The organism is Flavobacterium sp. LAR06, from assembly GCF_041946075.1.
In the GTDB taxonomy this organism is placed as follows: Bacteria; Bacteroidota; Bacteroidia; order Flavobacteriales; family Flavobacteriaceae; genus Flavobacterium.
Window position 1 is genome coordinate 1 of record NZ_JAUTYT010000032.1, and the last position, 5,031, is coordinate 5,031.

Genomic DNA, 5,031 nt, shown 5'->3' on the forward strand with positions numbered 1-5,031 from the left:
GCAAACAATATACGATGAAGAGTTTGATCCTGGCTCAGGATGAACGCTAGCGGCAGGCTTAACACATGCAAGTCGAGGGGTATAGTTCTTCGGAACTAGAGACCGGCGCACGGGTGCGTAACGCGTATGCAATCTACCTTTTACAGAGGGATAGCCCAGAGAAATTTGGATTAATACCTCATAGTATTACGAAATGGCATCATTTTGTAATTAAAGTCACAACGGTAAAAGATGAGCATGCGTCCCATTAGCTAGTTGGTAAGGTAACGGCTTACCAAGGCTACGATGGGTAGGGGTCCTGAGAGGGAGATCCCCCACACTGGTACTGAGACACGGACCAGACTCCTACGGGAGGCAGCAGTGAGGAATATTGGACAATGGGCGCAAGCCTGATCCAGCCATGCCGCGTGCAGGATGACGGTCCTATGGATTGTAAACTGCTTTTATACGAGAAGAAACACTCCGACGTGTCGGAGCTTGACGGTATCGTAAGAATAAGGATCGGCTAACTCCGTGCCAGCAGCCGCGGTAATACGGAGGATCCAAGCGTTATCCGGAATCATTGGGTTTAAAGGGTCCGTAGGCGGTTTAATAAGTCAGTGGTGAAAGCCCATCGCTCAACGGTGGAACGGCCATTGATACTGTTAAACTTGAATTATTAGGAAGTAACTAGAATATGTAGTGTAGCGGTGAAATGCTTAGAGATTACATGGAATACCAATTGCGAAGGCAGGTTACTACTAATGGATTGACGCTGATGGACGAAAGCGTGGGTAGCGAACAGGATTAGATACCCTGGTAGTCCACGCCGTAAACGATGGATACTAGCTGTTGGAAGCAATTTCAGTGGCTAAGCGAAAGTGATAAGTATCCCACCTGGGGAGTACGTTCGCAAGAATGAAACTCAAAGGAATTGACGGGGGCCCGCACAAGCGGTGGAGCATGTGGTTTAATTCGATGATACGCGAGGAACCTTACCAAGGCTTAAATGTAGATTGACCGGTTTGGAAACAGATCTTTCGCAAGACAATTTACAAGGTGCTGCATGGTTGTCGTCAGCTCGTGCCGTGAGGTGTCAGGTTAAGTCCTATAACGAGCGCAACCCCTGTTGTTAGTTGCCAGCGAGTCATGTCGGGAACTCTAACAAGACTGCCAGTGCAAACTGTGAGGAAGGTGGGGATGACGTCAAATCATCACGGCCCTTACGCCTTGGGCTACACACGTGCTACAATGGCCGGTACAGAGAGCAGCCACTGGGCGACCAGGAGCGAATCTATAAAACCGGTCACAGTTCGGATCGGAGTCTGCAACTCGACTCCGTGAAGCTGGAATCGCTAGTAATCGGATATCAGCCATGATCCGGTGAATACGTTCCCGGGCCTTGTACACACCGCCCGTCAAGCCATGGAAGCTGGGGGTGCCTGAAGTCGGTGACCGCAAGGAGCTGCCTAGGGTAAAACTGGTAACTAGGGCTAAGTCGTAACAAGGTAGCCGTACCGGAAGGTGCGGCTGGAACACCTCCTTTCTAGAGCCCCAATTGTTAGTAGTAATTACACGATGGGGAAAAAAGAAGAAGCTTTATAGGATTATAATTTTAAGACTATTTTACTCTTGCTGTTAGTTCAAATAATAAATTTTAAGTAAAACAGAGTCTCGTAGCTCAGCTGGTTAGAGTACTACACTGATAATGTAGGGGTCGGCAGTTCGAGTCTGCCCGGGACTACTATTTAACTTAAAAAAAAGGAAATTCTGGAAGTTGGGATTCGCCAAAAGAAATTAGAGAAGAATTAGAAATCTAAAATCTGAATTCTACAATCTAAGATTGAAAAATGGGGGATTAGCTCAGCTGGCTAGAGCGCCTGCCTTGCACGCAGGAGGTCAACGGTTCGACTCCGTTATTCTCCACTGATTTACTATAAATATAGTAAATAAAAGTTCATTGACATATTGAGATAAGAAAATAATAAAAAGTAGAAAGCGTTTTTTACAATTTATTGTAGAAAACAAAAAAAAACGGTCATAATTGATTTTATGATTGGTACAATAAGCAAAATAAGGGCGTATGGGGGATGCCTTGGCTCTCAGAGGCGATGAAAGGCGTGATAAGCTGCGAAAAGTTACGGGGATCGGCACACACGACTTGATCCGTAAATACCTGAATGGGGCAACCCACTATGTTGAAGACATAGTACACCGATAGGTGGGCAAACCCGCTGAACTGAAACATCTAAGTAGGCGGAGGAGAAGAAAACAAAAGTGATTCCGTAAGTAGTGGCGAGCGAACGCGGATTAGCCCAAACCAATGATGTTACGGCATTGTTGGGGTTGTAGGACCACGACATTTTATGTACAAGGAACCGGAAGTTACTGGAAAGTGACGCCATAGAGGGTGATAGCCCCGTATGGGTAACGAGTATAATAGATAGTGGTATCCTGAGTAGGGCGGGGCACGTGAAACCCTGTCTGAATTTGGCGGGACCATCCGCTAAGGCTAAATACTCCTGAGAGACCGATAGTGAACCAGTACCGTGAGGGAAAGGTGAAAAGAACCGTGAATAACGGAGTGAAATAGATCCTGAAACCATACGCTTACAAGCGGTCGGAGCCCTTTCGTGGGGTGACGGCGTGCCTTTTGCATAATGAGCCTACGAGTTAACGTTGCTGGCAAGGTTAAGTGGTTAAGCCACGGATCCGTAGCGAAAGCGAGTCTGAATAGGGCGCTTTAGTCAGTAGTGTTAGACGCGAAACCGTGTGATCTACCCATGGGCAGGATGAAGCTGTGGTAACACACAGTGGAGGTCCGAACCGGTTGACGTTGAAAAGTCTTCGGATGACCTGTGGGTAGGGGTGAAAGGCCAATCAAACTCGGAAATAGCTCGTACTCCCCGAAATGCATTTAGGTGCAGCGCTGAATTTAAGTTATATAGAGGTAGAGCTACTGATTGGATGCGGGGGCTTCACCGCCTACCAATTCCTGACAAACTCCGAATGCTATATAATGTTTCTCAGCAGTGAGGGCTTGGGTGCTAAGGTCCAAGTCCGAGAGGGAAAGAACCCAGACCATCAGCTAAGGTCCCCAAATATACGCTAAGTTGAAAGAACGAGGTTTGTCTGCCCAGACAGCTAGGATGTTGGCTTGGAAGCAGCCATTCATTTAAAGAGTGCGTAACAGCTCACTAGTCGAGCGGACGAGCATGGATAATAATCGGGCATAAGCGTATTACCGAAGCTATGGATTTACAGTTTACTGTAAGTGGTAGGGGAGCATTCCAGCAGGGTTGAAGGTGTATCGTAAGGTATGCTGGACTGGCTGGAAAAGAAAATGTAGGCATAAGTAACGATAATGCGGGCGAGAAACCCGCACACCGAAAAACTAAGGTTTCCACAGCTATGCTAATCAGCTGTGGGTTAGTCTGGTCCTAAGGCGAACCCGAAAGGGACAGTCGATGGCTAACGGGTTAATATTCCCGTACTACTAATTACTGTGATGGGGTGACGGAGTGATGAAAGCGCCGCGAACTGACGGAATAGTTCGTTGAAGTACCTACCTATAAGCTGCGCAGGCAAATCCACGCGGCTTGGGGAAATACGATAGTACTCGGAGTCTTCGGACAAAGAGATAGTGCGCCTAAGGGCTTCCAAGAAAAACCTCTAAACTTCAGGTAATTAGTACCAGTACCGTAAACCGACACAGGTAGTTGAGGAGAGAATCCTAAGGTGCTCGAGAGATTCATGGCTAAGGAATTAGGCAAAATAGACCTGTAACTTCGGGAGAAAGGTCGCCAGCGCAAGCTGGCCGCAGTGAAGAGGTCCAGGCGACTGTTTATCAAAAACACAGGGCTCTGCAAAATCGTAAGATGAAGTATAGGGCCTGACACCTGCCCGGTGCTGGAAGGTTAAGAGGAGATGTTATCTTCGGAGAAGCATTGAATTGAAGCCCCAGTAAACGGCGGCCGTAACTATAACGGTCCTAAGGTAGCGAAATTCCTTGTCGGGTAAGTTCCGACCTGCACGAATGGTGTAACGATCTGGACACTGTCTCAGCCATGAGCTCGGTGAAATTGTAGTAACGGTGAAGATGCCGTTTACCCGCAGTGGGACGAAAAGACCCTGTGCACCTTTACTATAGCTTAGTATTGACCTTGGATAAATGATGTGTAGGATAGGTTGGAGACTGTGAAGTGGCGTCGCCAGGCGTTGTGGAGTCATTGTTGAAATACAACCCTTTGTTTATCTGAGGCCTAACCCCATATTGTGGGGGACATTGCTTGGTGGGTAGTTTGACTGGGGTGGTCGCCTCCAAAAGAGTAACGGAGGCTTCTAAAGGTTCCCTCAGTACGCTTGGTAACCGTGCGTAGAGTGCAATGGCATAAGGGAGCTTGACTGAGAGACATACAGGTCGATCAGGTACGAAAGTAGAGCATAGTGATCCGGTGGTTCCGCATGGAAGGGCCATCGCTCAAAGGATAAAAGGTACGCCGGGGATAACAGGCTGATCTCCCCCAAGAGCTCATATCGACGGGGGGGTTTGGCACCTCGATGTCGGCTCGTCACATCCTGGGGCTGGAGAAGGTCCCAAGGGTTGGGCTGTTCGCCCATTAAAGTGGCACGCGAGCTGGGTTCAGAACGTCGTGAGACAGTTCGGTCTCTATCTACTGTGGGCGTTAGAAATTTGAGTGGATCTGATTCTAGTACGAGAGGACCGAATTGGACAAACCTCTAGTGTATCTGTTGTCCCGCCAGGGGCACCGCAGAGTAGCTACGTTTGGAAGGGATAAGCGCTGAAAGCATATAAGCGCGAAACCCACCACAAGATGAGATTTCTTTTAAGGATCGTGGAAGATGACCACGTTGATAGGCTATAGATGTAAAGGCAGTAATGTCATAGTCGAGTAGTACTAATAATCCGTAAGCTTATGTACACCCTTTTCCCGAGCCGCAAGGCTCGGGGAGAAACTTTCTAAATATAAAATACTTTTCTTTATCTCAGTATGTTAAGATATTGTGTAATGTTGACTAGCTAAAGCTAAT

The 5,031-nt window shown here is 47.7% G+C and carries 2 tRNA genes and 2 rRNA genes; all 4 read left to right on the top strand.

The annotated features are described in order from the left end of the window. Positions 1–11 precede the first annotated feature (11 nt). The 4 genes from Q7C23_RS23195 (at position 12) to Q7C23_RS23210 (ending at position 4,922) form a co-directional block, all read left to right on the top strand. Positions 12–1,525, top strand: a 16S ribosomal RNA gene (locus Q7C23_RS23195). 124 nt (positions 1,526–1,649) lie between these two features. Next, positions 1,650–1,723 (top strand) — tRNA-Ile (locus tag Q7C23_RS23200). Positions 1,724–1,831: 108 nt separating this feature from the next. Continuing rightward, a tRNA-Ala gene (locus Q7C23_RS23205) sits at positions 1,832–1,905 on the top strand. A 136-nt stretch (positions 1,906–2,041) separates the two neighbouring features. Beyond that, a 23S ribosomal RNA gene (locus tag Q7C23_RS23210) occupies positions 2,042–4,922 on the top strand. Together the 16S and 23S rRNA genes with 2 tRNA genes alongside form the textbook arrangement of a ribosomal RNA operon. The last annotated feature ends 109 nt before the right edge of the window (positions 4,923–5,031 follow it).